The following is a 16,353-nucleotide window of genomic DNA, read 5'->3' on the forward strand; positions in this document are numbered from 1 at the left end:
CTCGAACACGAGCCACCCGGCCGGTTCGGTTCGACCGTCCGGCCGGGTGGCGGTTGCTGCCGTGTTGTCAGCGACGCCGGTATTCCTCCCAGGTCACCTTCTTCACCTTGGGGCCGTCGTCCTTGCCGTTGTCGGCGAGTCCGTTGCGGCCGTTGAAGTAGGCGCCGACCTGTCGCTGCGCCTGGGGGGACATGTCGGTGTCGCTGATCGCGACGGCGTGAATGTGCGCGGCCCACGGGCCCTGGTTCGGTTTGCGGTGCCACGCGGCGAAGCCGACCTGACGCAGCGCCCTCACCGCGGCGTTGATGTTCGGCAGGCCGCGCACCGACAGGTCGACGGCGCCGCCGCCGTCATGGGTGCCGCCGGAGGCGTCCACGCCGCCGTAGGACCCCTGGGTCACCGTGAAATCGACCCCGGCACGCCGTTGTGCCGCCCTGATCATCTGCGCGGTGCGCCGGTTGACGGGCTTGCCGTCCATGGCGGTTCGCCCACCGACATCGATGATCCTGACCAGCGAGTAGCGGCCCTTGCCCAGCGTGGCGAGGGAGCCCTTGCCCGGCAGCCCGCTGGCTGCCAGGCCGCTGTGGCCGAGGGAGCGCTGGTAGGCGGCGTATGCCCGCACCGTGGAGGTACCGAAATGCCCGTCGACGTACTTCCTGGCGAGCAAACCCTTGGCGGCGAGGGCGGCCTCGACCTTCCTCACGCTGGGGCCGGACCCGTCGGTGATGCCCTGGCCGGACTTGTAGGGATCCCACATGGCCGCCTTGATCAGGGCTTCCATGTTGACCGTGCTGGAACTCGAGCCTGCGGCCCCGCTCGGCGCGGGCGACGCGGTCGCCGCCCCGGTGAGCAAACCGCCCGACAGCGCGGCCAGCACCGCTGCTGCCGTCAGCCTGCGCATGATGGATTTGGTCATCTGGGTTTCGCCACCATCAACCACAGTGCTCGAACGGGCTGGTGTACTTCCTGTCGCCGAGCGACCCACCCCACTGCACGCAGGTCTTCGCGGCGCTCTTGCGCACCGGTCCGGCGTAGTAGGTGTAGTTGCCGGAATCCGTCGCACGCGTGCCACCCTTCGGCTTGAGGAAGGCCGATGCCGGGGTCTTCTTGCCCAGCGAGGACGACTTCAGCGTGGTGACGCAGTTCTTGCCGTTGCCTGCGTTGTACATGAGGTACACGGTGCCTGCCTTGCCAAGGGCATGACGGTCGATGACGGAGTAGCCGGAACCGCAGACCTCCTTGGGGCTGTACGGGTTGCCGCCCCCGCCGCCGCAGCTGTTCCTGCTGGTGAACGAGGTGTGACCGTAGTAGGGCACGGATCGGCCGTTGAGTACAACCTTGCGGGCGGTGCCGTTGTAGCGCTGTTCGTAGTGCAGGTGCGGCCCGGTGACACCGCCGGTCGCGCCTGCCTGGCCGATCTTGGTGCCGAGGCGCACCTGCTGCCCCTGACGCACCGATTGCACGGACAGATGGGCGTACCGAGTGGTCCAGCCGCCACCATGGCTGATCTCGATCCACTTGCCGTAGCTCTCGCCCGGCGCGGTGCTGTCGACCCGCGTCACCGTTCCCGGGGCCGAGGCCAGCACCGCGTCACCGGTGATGCCGGACTTCTGGAAGTCCACCGAGTACGCCGGTTTGTGGCCGCTGAAGGTGGCCGCCGTGGCGGTGTAGCCACACTTGAACGGCATCTGGAAGTTGGGTGCAGCCGAAGCCTGTGTGGCTCCCCCCACCAGTAGCGCGGCGGCGGTCGTGGCCGCGAGCGCACCGAGCGCGGCCAGTTTCCGGGTCAATCTCATGCCTTCCTCCGAAGTTGTCGTGGTGTTCGACGTTGGGCTGTCAGCGCGTGCGTCGGTACTGCTCCCAGGTGCGGATGGGCTTCACCTCCGGTCCGTCGTCGGGGGCTTCGTTGGCGAGGCCGTTCCTGCCGAGGTAGTAGTCGCCCACCTGGTGCTGGGCCGGGCTGGACAGGTCTGGGTCGTTGATCGCCACGGCGTGGATGTGGTGCGGCCAGTCGCCCTGGCTCGGAGTGCGGTACCAGGCGGCGAAACCCACCTGGCGCAGCGCCTTCACCGCCTTGCTGCGCAGGGCACGGTTCATGCCGTCGACGTTGATGTCGACCACGCCGCCGCCGTCGTGGGTGCCCGCGGACGTCGGGTCGCCGCCTGGGTTGTACGAGCCCTGGTCGAGCTTGAACGTGTGGCCTGCCAGCCGCTGCGCCTGGCGCAGCATCGCCTTCGTGCGCTCGTTCACGACCTTGCCGCCATGGGTCGTGCGGGCGCCGGGCCCAACGACGTGGGTCACCTCGAAGCGGTCGGTGCCGAGTCGGACCAGCGACGACCGACCGGGCAGTCCGTTGGCGGCGAGGCCCTCGTAGCCGAGTGAACGTTGGTAGGCGGCGTAGGCGGAGACGGTCTTGGAGCCGAAGTGTCCGTCCACGTATTGCTGGTCGAGTAACCCCCGTGCCCGCAACGCGCGTTCGACGGCGGTGACGCTGGGGCCTGCCCCCGCAGTCACCGTCTGGTCGTGGCGCTGCGGATCGATCTGTGCGGCGCGGAGTACCGCTGCCATGCTGACCGTGGCCGTGGCCGGGGTCGGTTCGGCGGAACTGGAGGCGATCGCGGGAACGGTCGCGAGTGCGACGAGTCCCGCGGCGACCGCCACCCCTGCCGATAGTGGTTTCACAAAGCCGCTCCTTGCATCGAATGACAACGCTGGTGCGACCTTGGCCGGGCAACCGGGCGAAGCGGTACCCCACTGACGATCTGTCTGACGTCAGACAGCGCCCGCTGCTGAGCCGGGCGGCGGTGCGGCATCGGGATTTCGCTGTTCACACCGGTGTTGTGGCCGTGCCCGTGCTAACGTTGGCCAGCCACATGATGTGACACGAATCCGTGTCACATTGACACATCGGTGGTGATGCAGCGGGCCGAGCAGGTACGCACCGGAGGAGGAGACGCGTGCCCGGACCAGAGGCTGTGGAAAGACCGGTCGAACTCGAAGCGTTCATGGCCGAACTGAGGCACCTTCGGGAGCGGGCGGGTGAGCCGTCGTTCCGCCGTATGGCCGCCAAGTCGGGTGCGGTTTCCCACGCGACACTGCATCTGACGGTCACCGGGCATCGGCTGCAACCGTGGGAAACCGTGCGCGAGTTCGTGCGGGCCTGCGAGGGTGACGAGAGCGAGTGGCACGCCCGGTGGCAGGAGGTGTCGCGCGCACTGTCGCACAGCCGCGAGCAGGCCGATGCCGATGCCGGTGCAGACGCCGATGCCGGCACCGAAGCCGAGACCGCCGCAGCCGACCACGCCGACACCGAGGACGCACCCGGGTCAACGCGGCCGTGGTGGCGCTCGCGTTGGCTCGTCGTGCTCGCGCCCGCAGCCGTCGTCGCCGTGCTGGCCGTCGTCGCCTTCCGCATCACCTCGGCCGACGGCACCGAGAGCGCGGACCCCCAGGCCATGGTCTACGAGGGCGACGCGAGCAAGTTCATCCGGGATGTGACCTATCCAGACGGCACCGTGGTGGAGCCCGACTCACAGTTCGTGAAGATCTGGGAGATCCGCAACACCGGCTCGGTGGAATGGCGCAACCGCTATCTGCAACGAATCGACCTCCCGATCGGCCCCGAGGACTGCGCCACCCCGGAACGCATCCCGATCAACCACACCTTTCCCCGGCAGAGCGTGCAGATCACGGTCACGGTTCGGACGCCGTCGAAGACACCCGTGGACTGCAAGGTGCGTTGGAAGATGGTGGATTCGTCGGGCCGCGTGCTGATGCCCGGCTACCGGCCGCTCTACTTCGAGGTGCGGGTGCGCAAGTAGCCGCCGGGTTATCGCCGCCGGGCCGCGATCAGCCACGCCGCGGCGTCGGCGGGAAGCTTGCCGTCGGCGAGGGGTGCACTCGACAGCAGCACCTCCCCATCGGGCAGTGGCACCGGCGCGGCCGAGGTGTTGAGCGCACACACCAGGCCGCCGGGTCTGCGGTAGGCGAAGCAGCCAGGTGGGGCGCCGTACCATTCCAGTTCCTCGCCCGTGCCCGCCGGGTGGGCACGCCGTAGTTCGAGCGCGCGCCGGTACAGCGACAGCGTCGAGTCCGCTCCCCCCAGCTGGGACTCCACGGTCAGCTCCGCCCATTCACGCGGCATCGGCACCCACGTGCCGGGCGGCGCGGAGAAGCCGAACGGCGGTTCGCTGCCCTGCCAGGCAATGGCCGAACGTGGTCCCCGCTCCCCGTCGGGCAGGCCCAACTCGTCGCCGTTGAACACGCACGCCGTCCCCGGCAGTCCCAGTTGCACGAGTGCCATCGCCCGCGCGCGGTTCCGCCCGCGCGGCCCACCGCCGTAGCGCGAAACCGGCCGTGTGCCGTCGTGGGTGGTGAGTGTCCACGCCGGTGTCGTCGCCGCGGCGGAGGTGGCGGCGAGGGTGGAGGAGATCGTCGCCTGTACCGCGTCGGCATCGAACGGTGCCGACGCGAACCTGCGATCGGTGGCGAGGTGTAGCTGGTCGGGCCGTAGCAGCCGGCCGAGGGTGGCCGGCCGCCCTGGGCTACCGACCTCGCCGATCGCCACGGAATCCGGATAGCTGTCGAGCACCGCACGGATCGCTCGCAGTGCTCGGTGCACTCCGTCGCGGTCAAGGGGTGGGGTGGGGCCACCGACGCCCAGGTCGGTCGGCTCGATCCGACTGTTGAGCGCATGTGCGGCGACGACGCGGAAGCCGTCGGCCCCACGATCGAGCCAGAACCGAAGTGTCTTCTCGAAGTCCGCTCCGACCATGGGATCGGACCAGTTCAGGTCCGGCAGGCCGCGCCCGAGCAGGTGCAGGTACCACTGGCCGTCGTCGGCGCGTGACCATGCCGAAGCTCCGTCGGCATCGAGCCAGTCGTTGGGCGGCAGCTCACCTGCCGTGCCGCTGCCCTCGTGGAAGTGGTAGCGCAGGCGTTGCGGTGCGGTGGGTGGGGCGGCCAGCGCGTCGAGAAACCAACCGTGCCGGTCGCTGGTGTGGCCGGGTACCACGTCGAGGAGGACCCGCAGTCCGCGCCGGTGGGCCTCGCCGACAAGCCGTTCGAACGCCTCGATCCCGCCGAGGACCGGGTCGGCCGCGCGTGGGCCCGCTATGTCGTAGCCGTCCGCGACGCCTGCGGAGAGGTAGAACGGTGACACAGCCACGGCGTCCACGCCGAGCAGTTCCAGATATCCCAGCCGGTCGCGGACACCCTCGAGGTCGCCGATGCCGTCGCCGTCGGAGTCGGCGAAGGAGCGCACGAAGACCTGGTAACACACCGCGTGCCGCCACCACGGCGAGTCGTTCGCCGGTGGCGGCGGGCCGCGTCTTCGCACGGGTTCACTCCCAGCTGTTCACCAGCGAGTGCGCCGCCATCTCGAGGTACTGCCAAAGCTGGCTGCGGTACGGTTCCTCCACACCGGTCTCGTCCACGGCCACACGCATGGCACGCAACCAGGCGTCGCGTTCGGTCGGGCCGATCTTGAACGGCACGTGCCGCATGCGCAGCCGGGGGTGGCCCCGCCGCTCCGAATAGGTGTGCGGCCCGCCCCAGTACTGCATGAGGAACAACCGCAGGCGCTCTTCGGCGGGACCGAGATCCTGCTCCGGGTAGAGCGGACGCAGCACGGGTTCTTCCGCGACCTCGGCGTAGAACCGCGAGATCAGCTTGCGGAACGTCGGCTCACCGCCCACGGCTTCGTAGAAGCTGCGCGGGTCGCTCGCCTCGGAGTCACTGCTCACCTGTGCCACCCCTCCATTGTGCCTGGCGCTATCAAGATTCGGTCCCGCCCGCGCCTGCCCGCCCGGTGCGGAAGAAGCGTCCGAGCGGAGGTTCGAAGCCCTCGCGTTCCAGGGCGTTCATGATTTCGGCTCGAAGTGCCCGCTGCACCGTCCACTGCCTGCCAGGCCGAACCTTCATGGTCACGCGCAGCACGATGCCCTCCGGCGTCACGTTCTCCACGCCGAGCACCTCTGGAGGTTCGAGCACATCCGGGGCGATCGAGTCCTTCGCCGCGGCCTCGTCGGCCACCTTTGCGAGTACGGCGGTGGCCTTGGTCACGTCGGTGTGGTAGCCGAGCGGGATGTCCACCAGCGCTACCGCGTGTCCCTGGCTGGAGTTACCGACCCTGAGGATCTCGCCGTTGCGCACGTACCAGACGGTGCCATTGATGTCACGCAGTGTGGTGATCCGCAGGCCCACGGCTTCCACCGAACCGACGGCCTCACCGACATCCACGATGTCACCGACGCCGTACTGGTCCTCCAGCATCATGAACATGCCGGACAGGAAGTCCCGTACGAGGTTCTGCGCGCCGAAGCCCAGCGCCACACCGACGATGCCCGCTGAGGCGAGGATGGGAGCGAGGTTGATCCCGAGCTCACCGAGGATGAGTACGGAGGCGAGCCCGAAGACGACGAAGCTGGTGAGGGACTTCAGTACCGAGCCGATGGTCTTGGCTCGTTGCCGTCTTCGCTCAAGTACGACCGGCCCGAGCACTTCGGGGGCGCGCTCGCGCAGCGGCCGCAGCACGGCGGGCAACTTGTTGTCCGAGTCGCGTGGCGTCGTGGTGAGCCTGTCGATCAGTTTGCGAACCAGGAACCGGATGAGCACCGCCAGCACGATGATCAGCAGGATCGCCAGCGGTTTGGCGATCAGCCAGTCGGCCGAGGCGGCCAGCCATTCGTTGTTCGTGAGTTGCCAGACCTGCCGGCACCAGGAACCCTCGACCTGGATGCAGGACGGCGGCTCGCTGAGCAGCTCTTCCACTTTGGGGCAAGGCTCCTTCCCGGTTGTGACGCCGCCCACTCACCCGTCCCACGACCGCGTCGGTTAGGGCAGGTTGACCACGTCCAGTTCCTCCGCAACCGTACTTGGAGACGATGCGTCGCCGAACGCGCGTGCGTTCGGGGTGTGGTTTGTGGTCGACTAGGGCAGCACCGGTGGAGGTGGTCGCGTGCCAGACCGACAACCCAGCCCTCGCGGCGCCGATGCCCGGCATCCGGCCGGGCAGGCGCCGGAGGCCCTGCTGCGCGCGCCGGCGGTCAGCGTGAGTCCGAGTGGGCCGATGCCCGTCGGCCCGCCTGCTCGTGGCGGCCGCGTCACCCGTTCTCACGGGCAGCGGCGCTCCCGCGATCCGGCAGGCAATCCCGGCTGGGGCAAACGTCGGGTGCTGTTGCTCAACGCCACCTTCGAACCGCTCACGGCGCTGCCACTGCGGCGCGCCATCGTGTTGCTCGTCTGCGGTAAGGCCGAGGTGGTGCACGAAGACCCGGCCGGGCTCACCCTGCACGCGGCGACCATGACGGTCGAGGTGCCTTCGGTGATCCGCCTCAGCACTTACGTCCGGGTACCGTACCGGGCCCAGGTCCCGCTCACTCGGGCGGGTCTGATGCATCGGGACCGCTTCCGGTGCGCGTACTGCGGCGCGCGTGCGGAGACTATCGATCATGTGGTGCCGCGCAGCCGCGGGGGTGCGCATTCGTGGCAGAACTGCGTCGCCTGCTGTGCCAAGTGCAACCACCGCAAGGCCGACAAGCTCCTGTCGGAGCTCGGTTGGCGGCTTCGGGTGGTGCCGCAGGCGCCGCACGGCCCGCACTGGCGGCTGCTCGCGCATTCCACCGAGGCCGACCCGGTGTGGCAGCGTTACCTCGGCGCCCCGGCAGCGTAGGGCGGGACCTGTCCGGTGCGTGCCGCCTTCCTCGGTGGTCGTGCTCGGTGTCGTGGTCGGCGTCAGCTGGTGACTCGGGTACCGGCGGTCACTCGCGTGCCTCGCGTGACCCTGGTTCCTCGGGTGACACGGGTGCCGGAGGTGACTCTGGTGCCGCGGGTGACGCGGGTGCCCCGGGTCACCCGGGTTCCGGAGGTCACCCTGGTGCCGCGGGTGACGCGTGTGCCACGCGTGACACGGGTGCCACAAGTGACTCGCGTGCCCAGCGTGACGCGGGTGCCACGGTGCGCAGCCATATCAAAGCGTGACGAAATGTCGGTGCCATTGCGCTCAGCGGGGGGCAGAACGGTTGGCATGGGGGCCTCCTGTGACCGGTGGGTGATCTCTTGGGGATGGGAGCGGAGGGCGCAAGACCCGTACAGGTGAAAAAACTACGAGGATCTTCGGAAACGAACAAGGCCGACCCGCGCGGTGCCGCCGCCCGTATGTGGTTGTGCGACCTTTCGCGAGGACGGTTTCAAACCAACGTGCGAGCGGGTGCGTGCCAACTGGGGGACCGCAGACCGGGCCGCTGACCGTGTGTTGTTTCACCGTGGGAGGTGAGATAGGGGACACCCGTGTCGGATACCCTGCGCGCGTGAGCATCCTCGAGACGACGCTGGTCTTCGTCGCGATACCGCTGGCGGTGTATGCCTTCTTCGCGCTGGTGACGCTGCGGTCCAAGTTCGCGAGCAGGCCAAGGTACCGGCCCGGGCAGGCCTGGGAGTACCCACCGATGTGGTGGACGGCCAACCCGGAAGGCGCTGGTGAGCGCCATGTCGAAGAAGAGACGGAAAGCACGTCGAAGGTCCGAGGAGGTGCCCGTGGGAGCTGGTGAGCTGACTCGGGAGACCCGGTCGACCGGCCTCGAGGGAACGCAGCGGCAACCAGGTTCTGCTATTACTGCAAGCGGCCGAGTCTCGGTCGCGCAGATGTACGAACCTCCTGGACCTTCCGGCCCGTTCAGCACTCGGCAACTTGCCAGGCTCGACGAGGCGCTGACGTTGGCCAGCAGGGAGACCGGGCTGGACTTCAGCATCTATCTCGGCGAGCTGGGCGACGACAGCCGCGCGCAGGCCGAGTCGCTGCACACCCAGCTCGGAGAGTCGGCCGACAACGCCGTCCTGATCGCCGTGTCACCAGGCGAGCGCGTGGTCGAGGTGGTGACAGGTTCGGAGGCCATGCACCGGCTGCCCGACCGGGGCGCCAAGCTGGCGGTCATGAGCATGGTCGCCTCGTTCAAGGAAGGCGACTTGATCGGTGGCCTCGTCGGCGGGCTGCGCATGATGGCCGACCAGGCCGGTTCGGACCCGCGCCGCTGAGCAGTTCGAACCGCTGTCCGGGGTCCACGCCGAACGCGTGAACCCCGGACGCGGGGTCAGCTTCAGCTCTCGTCGAACTCGCGGGCGGCAAGGGCACGCAGCACGCCTGCCCTGCCTTCGGTCACCAGCCGACGTAGCGCCGCGGCATGGGAGCCCCGCAGCCACGCGTCCGCGGCCGCGACGCCGTCCCTGCTGACCTCCCACGACGGGTACAGGCCAACCACGGTCGGCTGCGCACGCTCGCTGGAACGCCTTGCCCAGACCTCGTCCAGCATCCCGAAGTACTTGTCCACGTACTCGCCGAGCAGGTGCTTCTGCGCCGGGTGGGAGAAGCCGGCGATGATCGCCTCATTCACCGCGTTGGGCAGCTCGTCGTCATACACGGCGCGCTGCCACGCGCGTGCCTTCGCCTCGGAGTTGGGCAGCAGCGCCGTCGCCCGTTCGGCATGCCTGCGACCGGCCGCCGTGTCGTCACGCGCCAGCTCCGCATCGATCTCCGGCTGACCGGCCTTACCGTGGGCCACGAGCGCATGTAGCAGCCGCCACCGCAGGTCGGTGTCCACCACCAGCCCTTCGAGCTGCTCCGAGCCGTCGAGCCACCCGGCCAGTACGGCGATGGTGGCGTCGTCGAGCACCGAACCGGTGAGCGAGTTGACGAACGCCAGCTGGTGATCCGAGCCCGGTTCGGCGGAGCGGGCCAGCTCCAGCAGCCGGGAGCTGAACGCGGGCCAGCCTCGTTCGCGGGCCCAGCTCGGTTGGGCGTAGGAGTTCAGGGCCGTCTGCGCCTGCAGCAGCAACCGCTGCACGACACCGACCTCGGTCTCGCCGTGAATCCCGCGCTGCACGAGGGTGACGAAGTCGCGGGCCTTCAGCTCGGCCTCGCGGGTCATCTCCCAGGCGGCCGACCAGCACAGCGTGCGCGGCAACGGGTCGGTGATGTCGGCGATGCGGTCGATGAGCGTCACCAGGGAGTCGTTGTCCAGCCGCATGGTGCAGTAGGTGAGGTCGTCGTCGTTGACCAGCACCAGCTTGCCCGACGGCGCCCCCACGAGGTCGGGCACCTCGGTGCGCTCGCCGGAGACGTCGAGTTCCGCCCGCCGCGTGCGCACCAACCTGCCGGTGCCGTCGTCGTCGTACACGCCGACCGCTACCCGGTGGGTGCGCAGTTCTCCCGCTCCGGGCTTCGCTCCGCCCTGCAACACGGCGAAGGAGGTGAACCGGCCGGCTTCGTCGACCGCGAAGCGAGGCCGCAGCGAGTTCAGCCCAGTGGTCTCCAGCCACTGCGCGCTCCACCACGACAGGTCGCGACCCGAGGCCTCCTCCAGCGCGGCGAGCAGGTCGGCGAGGGTCGCGTTGCCCCATGCGTGTTTGCGGAAGTACACCCGAAGCCCGGCGAGGAAGTTGTCGAGGCCGACGTAGGCGACGAGTTGCTTGAGCACGCTCGCGCCCTTGGCGTAGGTGATGCCGTCGAAGTTGACCTCGACCGCGTGCAGGTCCACGATGTCCGCCGCGATCGGGTGGGTGGAGGGGAGCTGATCCTGCCGGTAGGCCCACGACTTCTCGATGTTGGCGAAACTCGTCCACGCACCCCGGTACTCGGTGGCCTCCGCCTGTGCGAGCACGCTGGCGAAGGTGGCGAACGACTCGTTCAGCCACAGGTCGTCCCACCAGCGCATGGTCACCAGATCGCCGAACCACATGTGCGCCATCTCGTGCAGCAGCGTTTCCGCACGGCGCTCGTAGGCGTACCGCGTTACCCGGCTACGGAAGACGTAGTCCTCCAGGAAAGTCACCGCGCCCGCGTTCTCCATCGCGCCCGCGTTGAACTCGGGCACGAACAGCTGGTCGTACTTGGAGAACGGATACGGTATCCCGAAGTTCTCGTGGTAGAAGGCGAAGCCCTGCTTGGTCTCGGTGAACAGCCGCTGCGCATCCATGTACTCGGCCAGCGAGGCGCGGCAGTAGATGCCGAGCGGGATGGTGCGGTGGGCGTCGGAGTACTCGTCGCGCCATTCGTGGTACGGCCCCGCGATGAGCGCCACCAGGTACGTCGAGATGCGCTCCGACTCGGCGAAGACGATCCTTGCCGCGCCTTCCGGGGTGTCCTCCCGCGACTCGACGAGCGCGTTGGAGATCACCTTCCAGTCCCGCGGTGCCACCACGGTGAGCTTGTAGGTGGCCTTGAGGTCCGGCTGGTCGAAGCAGGTGAACATGCGCTTGGCGTCGGCGGTCTCGAACTGGGTGTAGAGGTACACACCACCGTCGACCGGGTCGACGAACCGGTGCAGGCCCTCACCGGTGTTCATGTACCTGCAGTCGGCACGCACGACCAACTCGTTGGTGGCGGCCAGGTCCGGCAGGGCGATGCCGTCGTCCTCGACGTAGCCGGACACGTCGAGGTCGACACCGTTCAGTTTCGCCGAGGAGACGCGTTCGGCGACGATGTCCACCCACGACCGCGCGCCCGGACGTGCCGCCGCGAACCGAACGGTCGTGACCGACTCGAATGTCGACTCTCCTGGGCCACCATGGCCGTCGGTGAGATCGAGCACGATGTCGTAGGACTCGACGTCCAGGAGTTCGGCTCGCTGCTGGGCTTGTTCACGGGTCAGGTTTGGGGCGGGCACTGGCACCTCTGCGCTGGTCGATTGGTTGAACGGTCTGTTCAGCGCATCCAATCACGTGCGCACCCGCGGCGGCGAAGGGAACAACCGGCGTGGCGACCGTGTTGGCTGCCTGTAGGGACGTAACTACCCGCCGCAGAGTCGTCGCAACCAGGAGATCGCATGACCACAGACAGGCAAGCAGGCCCTACCCGTGTTGATTTCTACTTCGACCCGGTGTGTCCTTTCGCCTGGATCACCTCTCGCTGGATCCTCGAGGTGGAGCGGCAGCGCGAGTTGGACCTGCGGTTTCGGGTGATGAGTTTGGCGATGCTGAACGAAGGGCGGGACCTGCCGCAGGAGTACCAGGAGCTGATGGTGCAGGCGTGGGGCCCCGTCCGGGTGGCCACCGCACTGGCGCAGCGGGACGGCGAGCAGGTGCTGCGTGACTTCTACACCGCCTTCGGCACGCGCTTTCACAACGAAGGCAACAAGGACGTCGAGGTGGTGCTCAAGGGCACGCTCGCGCAGTTGCAGGCGCCTGCCGACCTGCTGGAGGCGGCCGATTCCACCGAGTACGACGAGGCCCTGCGCGCCAGCCACAACGAAGGCATGGAGCCGGTCGGGTTGGACGTGGGCACGCCCACCATTCACATCGACGGCGTCGCGTTCTTCGGGCCGGTGCTCAACTCGATCCCGCGGGGGGAGGACGCGCTGCGGGTCTTCGACGGTGCCCGGCTGCTGGCAGGTTATCCGGACTTCTTCGAGCTCAAGCGGACCAGGACCAGGGAGCTGCGGTTCGACTGAGCGTGCCGTCAGGCCAGCGCCGCGAGGGTGACATCCGCGGGCAACGGTGAGCGGGCCTGCGCCTCTTCGAGGGCGAGTTTCCCTGCTTCGATCTCGCGGCGAAGGGCAGCCAGCGCGATGAGCTGATCGCGGCACAGGCCGGCGAACTCCGGTCCGGCGGGCTCACCGTGACCAGGCACCACGACCGCCGGGTCGAGCGCCAGGATGCGTTCGACGGCGCCGTGCCAGGTGCCCAGACTGGTGTCCGGCCCGAACGACTCGGTGGTGAACGACCCGCCGGGAGCATGCTCGAGCAGGTCGCCCGCGAACACCACGTCGCAGTCCGGTACGTGCACCACGAGGTCGTGGTCGGTGTGGGCAGGGCCGAAGTGCCGTAGTAGCACTGCTCGCCCGCCAACGTTCAACTCGGCCGTATCGGTGACGAGCAGCTGGGGGAGTGCTTGCCTGCCGTCGGACGCCATGGCGGCGCGGCAACCGGGGTGAGCCCACGCCTCGCAGGGCAGGAACGCGGCAAGACCGTGGGCGTGGTCGTAATGCGCGTGGGTGAGCACGACGGTCCACGGGTGTGGCGTCACCTCCCTGACCGCCGCGGCGAACTCGGCGCCCTGCCGTTCGTCACCTCGGGTGTCGACGACGAGGCACGCGCCCTCCCCGATGACGAGCCCGACGGTGAGGTCCAGCCCCTCGTACCGCCGCGCGAGTACACCGGGACCCACCTCCACCCAACGCCCGTCACCCATGGTGTCCACCTCGCCCAGGATGCCCACAGTGATCACCTTCGTGTTGCCTTGCCACGAGTGTGCACCGCGGCCGGGTGGACGGCGTGGTGGCAGCGTCGCGCCGCCTGCCGTTCGAACCCGGTCACGGCGGTACAGCTTGCCGGGTGCCGCGAGGGCGGGCTTCGCGGGATGGCACACTGCCTGCCGTGCGTGTGTACTTGGGATCCGACCATGCGGGCTTCGAACTGAAGGGGCATCTCGTCGCCCACCTGCAGCAGCAGGGGCACGAGGTCGTCGATGTCGGGCCGCACGTCTACGACGCGGCCGACGACTACCCGGCCTTCTGCATCGAAACCGCCCGCCGCGTGGTGGCCGACGAGGGCAGCATCGGCATCGTCGTCGGAGGTTCCGGCAACGGCGAGCAGATCGCCGCCAACAAGGTGCCCGGTGCGCGGGCCGGGCTGGCATGGAGTGTGGAGACGGCCAAGCTCACCCGCGAGCACAACCACGCGCAGTTGATCGGTGTGGGCGCCAGGATGCACACCAAGGAAGAGGCGACCGAGATCGTCGAGGCCTTCCTGGCGACACCGCCCTCGCCTGACGAGCGGCACGGCAGGCGGGTCCGACAGATCAGCGACTACGAGCGCACCGGGACACCACCGGCACTGCCGCAGGGCTGATGCCCGAAGGCCACACCCTGCACCGGTTGGCCCGGTTGCACCAGCGCCGCTACGCCGGAGCCCCGGTGGAGGTGTCGAGCCCGCAGGGCCGGTTCGCCGCGGAAGCGGCGCTGCTCGACGGCCGCCGCTTCGAGAGCGCGGAAGCCTGCGGCAAGCACTTGTTTCACAACTATGGTCCCAACGGGACGGTGCACATCCATCTGGGACTGTACGGAACCTTCAGCGAGTCCAGGCTTCCCGTGGCCGAGCCGGTGGGTCAGGTGCGCATGCGGCTCGTCGGCCGCACCCACTGGACCGACCTGCGCGGCCCCAACCGCTGCGAACTGCTCACCGAGGGACAGGCCGAGGCGGTCAAGGCCCGACTCGGCCCCGACCCGCTGCGTCGAGATGCTCGGCCGGGTCGTGCGTGGGAACGGATCTCGCGGTCGCGCACCAGCCTGGCGGCGCTGCTCATGGACCAGTCCGTGATCGCGGGCGTGGGCAATGTCTACCGTGCCGAGGTGCTGTTCCGGCATGGTGTCGCGCCGATGCTGCCAGGCCGTGACCTGGACGAGGCGCTGTGGCAGGACATCTGGGACGACCTGGTGAGCTTGATGGAGGCCGGCGTGCGCAGCGGACGCATCGACACCGTGGCCGAGGAGCATTTGCCCGAGGTCACCGGTCGCGCGCCCAGGCAGGACCGGCACGGCGGCGAGGTGTATGTCTACCGCCGTACCGGTCAGCCGTGCCTGATCTGCGGCACCCCCGTCGCTCACACCGAACTGGCGGGCCGAAACCTCTACTGGTGCCCGACCTGCCAACCGGCGTGAGGGTCAGAACCCCCCGAAGTCGCCTCCGAAGTCGCCTCCGAAATCACCACCGAAGTCGCCACCCATGTCACCACCGTCGCCGCCCATGTCGCCGCCGTCACCCATGTCACCGGATTCCATGGCGTCCTCCTGGCCTGCGTCGTACCCGGATTCCCATGCCGAGGCACTGGCGATACCCGCCATTCCGGAGAACATCGCGCTGAACAGGAACATGGAACCAATGCCCCACGCACCCGCGACCAGCGCAGGCTTCCACCACGGCTCGCTGTACCACCCCTGCGGAACGGGCCGACCGGCGACCCGACCACCCGGGTAGTAGTGCGGCGTGCTCTGGGTCGGCTCCGGTGACGCTTCGTAGTGGTGTCCCTCGACATCGACCGAACGGTGCTCGGTGACCTTGCCCGCGCGCTCGCGCTCGGGATCCTCCGGCAGCGGCGGGCCCGGGTCCAGCCCCATCGCCGTCCGAGCCGCCTTCACGTAGTACAGGCCCTCGAGCGCGGTCTGCCGCACGAGCCGGGCCTGCTCCTCGGTCTGCGCCTGCTCCATCTGCGAGCCTGCCGCGTTGTATCGCTCAGCCGCGTCGGCGATGGCCTGTTGTGAGGCGGCGTCGGTGCCGGTGAGGTTGAGGACCTGGCCGCCGAGTCGTTCCAGCCACCGGCGCGCTTCGGCCTTCGCATCCTCCAACCGTCGCCGCTTGGCCTCGGCCTGCGACCGCACCAGGTACCAACCGCCGATCACGACGATCAGCAGCAACACGACCACGAAGATCGTGGTTCCCATGGGCTACTCCCCGGTTGTTTCGCTCTACGAACCGGACAACGCGGACAGTATCCCAGGAGTTCCCGGCCGGGCTCACCAGGCGCGGCCCACGGTGTACGAGTCGGTCCAGATGTTCTGCAGGCGCACGACGTCACCCGGTTCGGGCGCGGCCCACAGCCGGTTCCCGCCTGCGTAGATGCCGACGTGGTACACCGTGCCACCCGAGTTGTGGAAGAACACCAGGTCGCCCGGTGTCATATCCGCCCTGGCGATATGTGGAAGCGCGGCCCGCTGTTGCCGAGATGTCCGAGGCAAATCGATACCGACCTGTCTGTGCACCCATTGCACAAGACCGGAACAGTCGAAACTACCGGGCCCGCTGGCCCCGTAGGAATACGGTTTGCCTTCCTGTGAGGCCGCGACATCGACGATTCGCTGTGCGATCGGAACCGTTGCCGTCTTGTGTGCCGATGCCGGTGTCGTCGCTGGAACGGTTTCCGCGGCGCCGCCACCACCCTGCTGGGTGGACACCATGGCCGATCCGGTACCGGAGAAGCCCAGGATCGCCACGGCGGCGACGCTCACGACGGTGACCGACTTTCGTATCGACGTGGTCAACACGGATTCCTCCAATTCGGGTTCGCTTTCGGTTGCGTGCGATTTCCGCGCCCGATCGGTCGCGGCAGGAAACGCTAAACACGAACGGCGGGCATCGGGCGAACCGGAAAGCGGTCGCCGCTACCGGTGCGTGCTGGAACGCGAAATTGTGGTTTGACCGCGCGGGCAATGGTGAGCAGCGAGAATGCGACGGGGGTGGGCAGAACCGATACGGGCACACGTGATCCAGATCACTACGCTGTGAGTGGGGTCGGTCACAGCTGGGAGTGGCTGTGGGTAGCGGGTGTGGCCCGCCGGGGCTGGTCAGTCAAACTAGAACACGTTA

General features: G+C 68.5%; 18 protein-coding genes. 8 read left to right on the top strand and 10 right to left on the bottom strand.

All coding sequences use genetic code 11. The annotated features are described in order from the left end of the window. Positions 1-67: 67 nt before the first annotated feature. From SACMADRAFT_RS07900 to SACMADRAFT_RS07910, 3 genes are read right to left on the bottom strand one after another with little or no spacing between them, the layout of a single operon-like run. Positions 68-916 (bottom strand): hypothetical protein, encoded by an 849-nt coding sequence (locus SACMADRAFT_RS07900; RefSeq protein WP_009153276.1) that lies wholly within the window; start codon positions 914-916, stop codon positions 68-70. Positions 917-932: 16 nt separating this feature from the next. Then, on the bottom strand, positions 933-1,796 hold the full coding sequence (locus tag SACMADRAFT_RS07905) for a M23 family metallopeptidase (RefSeq protein ID WP_009153277.1): 864 nt from the start codon (positions 1,794-1,796) through the stop codon (positions 933-935). A 40-nt stretch (positions 1,797-1,836) separates the two neighbouring features. Then, positions 1,837-2,682: a peptidoglycan-binding domain-containing protein gene (locus SACMADRAFT_RS07910; protein ID WP_009153278.1), complete on the bottom strand. Its 846-nt coding sequence runs from the start codon at positions 2,680-2,682 to the stop codon at positions 1,837-1,839. Positions 2,683-2,957: 275 nt separating this feature from the next. Between SACMADRAFT_RS07910 and SACMADRAFT_RS07915 the strand changes: the two genes are divergently transcribed. Continuing rightward, a complete protein-coding gene (locus SACMADRAFT_RS07915; RefSeq protein ID WP_009153279.1) occupies positions 2,958-3,821 on the top strand; it encodes an NBR1-Ig-like domain-containing protein in 864 nt (287 codons plus the stop codon). An 8-nt stretch (positions 3,822-3,829) separates the two neighbouring features. Here SACMADRAFT_RS07915 and SACMADRAFT_RS07920 read toward each other — a convergent pair whose 3' ends face one another. Genes SACMADRAFT_RS07920 through SACMADRAFT_RS07930 form a run of 3 tightly spaced genes read right to left on the bottom strand, consistent with a single transcriptional unit; the run spans position 3,830 to position 6,771 of the window. Beyond that, entirely contained in the window at positions 3,830-5,338 is a 1,509-nt protein-coding gene (locus SACMADRAFT_RS07920; RefSeq protein ID WP_009153280.1) for an alpha-amylase family glycosyl hydrolase, read from the bottom strand. Between the two features lie 4 nt (positions 5,339-5,342). After that, the gene (locus SACMADRAFT_RS07925; protein ID WP_009153281.1) at positions 5,343-5,744 is read right to left on the bottom strand and encodes a globin; all 402 of its coding nucleotides are present in this window, start codon (positions 5,742-5,744) and stop codon (positions 5,343-5,345) included. Positions 5,745-5,775: 31 nt separating this feature from the next. Then, on the bottom strand, positions 5,776-6,771 hold the full coding sequence (locus SACMADRAFT_RS07930; protein WP_009153282.1) for a mechanosensitive ion channel family protein: 996 nt from the start codon (positions 6,769-6,771) through the stop codon (positions 5,776-5,778). 187 nt (positions 6,772-6,958) lie between these two features. On the opposite strand from SACMADRAFT_RS07930, the gene SACMADRAFT_RS07935 reads away from it, so the two are divergent. The 3 genes from SACMADRAFT_RS07935 (at position 6,959) to SACMADRAFT_RS07945 (ending at position 9,033) form a co-directional block, all read left to right on the top strand. Further along, positions 6,959-7,672: an HNH endonuclease gene (locus SACMADRAFT_RS07935; RefSeq protein ID WP_009153283.1), complete on the top strand. Its 714-nt coding sequence runs from the start codon at positions 6,959-6,961 to the stop codon at positions 7,670-7,672. 637 nt (positions 7,673-8,309) lie between these two features. Continuing rightward, the gene (ctaJ, locus tag SACMADRAFT_RS07940; protein WP_040925600.1) at positions 8,310-8,549 is read left to right on the top strand and encodes an aa3-type cytochrome oxidase subunit CtaJ; all 240 of its coding nucleotides are present in this window, start codon (positions 8,310-8,312) and stop codon (positions 8,547-8,549) included. After that, a complete protein-coding gene (locus tag SACMADRAFT_RS07945) occupies positions 8,536-9,033 on the top strand; it encodes a DUF5130 family protein (RefSeq protein ID WP_009153286.1) in 498 nt (165 codons plus the stop codon). The genes ctaJ and SACMADRAFT_RS07945 overlap by 14 nt, the downstream gene beginning before the upstream one ends. A 62-nt stretch (positions 9,034-9,095) precedes the next feature. On the opposite strand, the gene pepN is transcribed toward SACMADRAFT_RS07945, so the two are convergent. Further along, positions 9,096-11,660, bottom strand: coding sequence for an aminopeptidase N (gene pepN, locus SACMADRAFT_RS07950; protein ID WP_009153287.1), 2,565 nt, complete (start codon positions 11,658-11,660; stop codon positions 9,096-9,098). A gap of 159 nt (positions 11,661-11,819) precedes the next feature. Here pepN and SACMADRAFT_RS07955 point away from each other — a divergent pair, with 159 nt between their 5' ends. Then, on the top strand, positions 11,820-12,443 hold the full coding sequence (locus SACMADRAFT_RS07955) for a mycothiol-dependent nitroreductase Rv2466c family protein (RefSeq protein ID WP_009153288.1): 624 nt from the start codon (positions 11,820-11,822) through the stop codon (positions 12,441-12,443). Between the two features lie 8 nt (positions 12,444-12,451). On the opposite strand, the gene SACMADRAFT_RS07960 is transcribed toward SACMADRAFT_RS07955, so the two are convergent. Beyond that, positions 12,452-13,183, bottom strand: a complete 732-nt coding sequence (locus tag SACMADRAFT_RS07960; RefSeq protein ID WP_198286000.1) for an MBL fold metallo-hydrolase — start codon at positions 13,181-13,183, stop codon at positions 12,452-12,454. A gap of 185 nt (positions 13,184-13,368) precedes the next feature. Here SACMADRAFT_RS07960 and SACMADRAFT_RS07965 point away from each other — a divergent pair, with 185 nt between their 5' ends. Then, a complete protein-coding gene (locus SACMADRAFT_RS07965) occupies positions 13,369-13,842 on the top strand; it encodes a ribose-5-phosphate isomerase (protein ID WP_009153290.1) in 474 nt (157 codons plus the stop codon). Continuing rightward, on the top strand, positions 13,842-14,651 hold the full coding sequence (locus tag SACMADRAFT_RS07970; protein ID WP_009153291.1) for an Fpg/Nei family DNA glycosylase: 810 nt from the start codon (positions 13,842-13,844) through the stop codon (positions 14,649-14,651). Before SACMADRAFT_RS07965 ends, SACMADRAFT_RS07970 begins: the two co-directional genes overlap by 1 nt. Positions 14,652-14,654: 3 nt before the next feature. Here SACMADRAFT_RS07970 and SACMADRAFT_RS07975 read toward each other — a convergent pair whose 3' ends face one another. Together SACMADRAFT_RS07975 and SACMADRAFT_RS07980 are read right to left on the bottom strand one after the other, a co-directional pair. After that, entirely contained in the window at positions 14,655-15,431 is a 777-nt protein-coding gene (locus SACMADRAFT_RS07975) for a hypothetical protein (protein ID WP_009153292.1), read from the bottom strand. Positions 15,432-15,503: 72 nt separating this feature from the next. Continuing rightward, positions 15,504-15,944: a C40 family peptidase gene (locus SACMADRAFT_RS07980; protein ID WP_157617211.1), complete on the bottom strand. Its 441-nt coding sequence runs from the start codon at positions 15,942-15,944 to the stop codon at positions 15,504-15,506. Here SACMADRAFT_RS07980 and SACMADRAFT_RS29855 point away from each other — a divergent pair. Next, positions 15,943-16,185: a hypothetical protein gene (locus tag SACMADRAFT_RS29855; protein WP_157617212.1), complete on the top strand. Its 243-nt coding sequence runs from the start codon at positions 15,943-15,945 to the stop codon at positions 16,183-16,185. The two genes, SACMADRAFT_RS07980 and SACMADRAFT_RS29855, sit on opposite strands and share 2 nt — an antisense overlap. The last annotated feature ends 168 nt before the right edge of the window (positions 16,186-16,353 follow it).

This window comes from Saccharomonospora marina XMU15 (assembly GCF_000244955.1).
Lineage (GTDB): Bacteria > Actinomycetota > Actinomycetes > Mycobacteriales > Pseudonocardiaceae > Saccharomonospora_A > Saccharomonospora_A marina.

What these genes read in the sequence shown, in the direction of transcription:
- SACMADRAFT_RS07900 (WP_009153276.1), bottom strand. Translation starts at nt 916, where the DNA reads ATGACCAAATCCATCATGCGCAGGCTGACGGCAGCAGCGGTGCTGGCC.
- SACMADRAFT_RS07905 (WP_009153277.1), bottom strand. Translation starts at nt 1,796, where the DNA reads ATGAGATTGACCCGGAAACTGGCCGCGCTCGGTGCGCTCGCGGCCACG.
- SACMADRAFT_RS07955 (WP_009153288.1), top strand. Translation starts at nt 11,820, where the DNA reads ATGACCACAGACAGGCAAGCAGGCCCTACCCGTGTTGATTTCTACTTC.
- SACMADRAFT_RS07960 (WP_198286000.1), bottom strand. Translation starts at nt 13,183, where the DNA reads ATGGGTGACGGGCGTTGGGTGGAGGTGGGTCCCGGTGTACTCGCGCGG.
- SACMADRAFT_RS07970 (WP_009153291.1), top strand. Translation starts at nt 13,842, where the DNA reads ATGCCCGAAGGCCACACCCTGCACCGGTTGGCCCGGTTGCACCAGCGC.
- SACMADRAFT_RS07975 (WP_009153292.1), bottom strand. Translation starts at nt 15,431, where the DNA reads ATGGGAACCACGATCTTCGTGGTCGTGTTGCTGCTGATCGTCGTGATC.
- SACMADRAFT_RS29855 (WP_157617212.1), top strand. Translation starts at nt 15,943, where the DNA reads ATGGCCGATCCGGTACCGGAGAAGCCCAGGATCGCCACGGCGGCGACG.
- SACMADRAFT_RS07980 (WP_157617211.1), bottom strand. Translation starts at nt 15,944, where the DNA reads ATGGTGTCCACCCAGCAGGGTGGTGGCGGCGCCGCGGAAACCGTTCCA.